Genomic DNA, 1,725 nt, shown 5'->3' with positions numbered 1-1,725 from the left:
GCACACTGTAGCATATCAGTAACCGAGGCACCCCTATCCGCAGAAGTAACACAAAAATGCATATCTTTAGTTGATTTAATGGTTGATATATAAAAAACCATTCCATTTTTCAAATAGGTAATAACACCACCACATCTTTTAACAGAGAATACGTCGCTAACTGTAGGTTTGTCAAATGAAGGCAAAGATTTTGGAGTATGTCCGCTTTCCCTAATAGATATAACCCCATTATTTGAAAATATGGCGTAGTTAAGAACAGAGAGGTAATGACTTGAGAAGTCAGCAGCAAGACCAAACATCACTTGTTTGTCAGTTTGTCCAAACCTAAGAGAAACATGTCCTTCTTTAAGAGTGCCTGATGAATAAGCTATGCTGTTATGCCAGCCATCAGGATTAGAGGTGTTTACTATTTTGTCTTTAGTAATTTCACAACCCACACTTTGATCAAATGTAGGTGCAGAAGACCCCTCAGCGGCAGGATAATAATTATGTTGTAGCACATCGGTAACCGAAGCACCTCTATCTGCAGAAGTAAAACAAAAATGCATATCTTCAGTGGAATTAATACATGACACATAAAAAGTAACTTCATTTTTAAGGTAGGCAATAGTATTGCCGATTCTTTCAACAGAAAAAACATCGTCAACTGTATATTTGTCAAATAAAGGCAAAGATGGAATATTTCCGCCTTCCCTAATAGACAGAACTCCATTATTTGAAAATATGCCGTAGTTAAGAACATTGTAAGAATAAGTTGAGAAAGTATCGGAAAAACCAAACATCACTTGTTTGTCAGTTTGCCCAAACCTAAGGGAAACACGCCCATCTTTAATAACATCTGATGAATGAATATAGCTACTCTGCCAGCCATCAGGATTAGCGATATCTGTTATTGTGTTGTTATTGGTAATTTTACAACCCAAATTGTGGTCAAATACAGGTATGAATATACCTTTTTTTGAGCTAGATGTCTTAAAACGCAAAGCCAAATGATCCAAATCCGGGATGTTTGTAAAAGTAACAAGATTTTGATCAGCTGGAGCTGGTACAACGCCATCAAGTATAGATACAGGTACAGGCATGGTGAGAGTTTTTACACTTTTACTACCTTCGGCATTTACCACACTCAAAGTTACTTCTTGTGCATCGTCCGAAAAACTAACATTAACCGCCTTGGTTACTGCTTCAACGCCTTCCTTGGTGGCAACTTCATTAAAAATAATGATCAACCCTTGTTTTGTCATATCTTCAACCGAATTTCCAATGCCAATAACGACGCCGTTATACGATATTTTTCGGGTATCGGTTTGAAAACTAACTTCATTAATTTCTTTGATATTAAAGTGAGTCAGTTTTGGGTGTATTGTATTGAAGATAACATGCAAATTATTATATATCTCACAAGTAATAGACAAATCTTGACATTTTTCAAATAATGTTAAATCATAAGTTTTAGGAATAGATCCCTTAAGTACTGGCGGTGAGTCGTTTTTGGTAGGCATAAATAGCTTGTCCTTGTGTAATAAATGATAAATAGCAGTTTTTAAAAAATATATAATACCACTAAAATATTTTGAAATAAAATAATTAGTCGTTAAAAGTCTATTTTTTGTCAACTTGTGAGCCTTTCTTCTAGGAGGCAAGCCCAAATTTAACTCCTCGTAAGTAGTCGCCCCTTAAAAACCCACCCCAAACAAACCAAAACCCCCCATTTTCCAACCATCC

General features: G+C 35.8%; 1 protein-coding gene. It reads right to left on the bottom strand.

Translation table 11 applies throughout. From position 1 onward, the window contains the following. On the bottom strand, positions 1-1,502 hold a 1,502-nt coding region (locus tag BAZSYMA_RS07525; protein ID WP_143243150.1), incomplete at its 3' end, for a PTS glucitol/sorbitol transporter subunit IIA family protein. Positions 1,503-1,725 lie beyond the last annotated feature (223 nt).

The sequence above is a fragment of the Bathymodiolus azoricus thioautotrophic gill symbiont genome (genome assembly GCF_001298715.1).
Classification (GTDB): domain Bacteria; phylum Pseudomonadota; class Gammaproteobacteria; order PS1; family Pseudothioglobaceae; genus Thiodubiliella.
The sequence above is the reverse complement of the archived record's forward strand: the minus strand, read 5'-3'. Positions and strand labels throughout refer to the sequence as shown.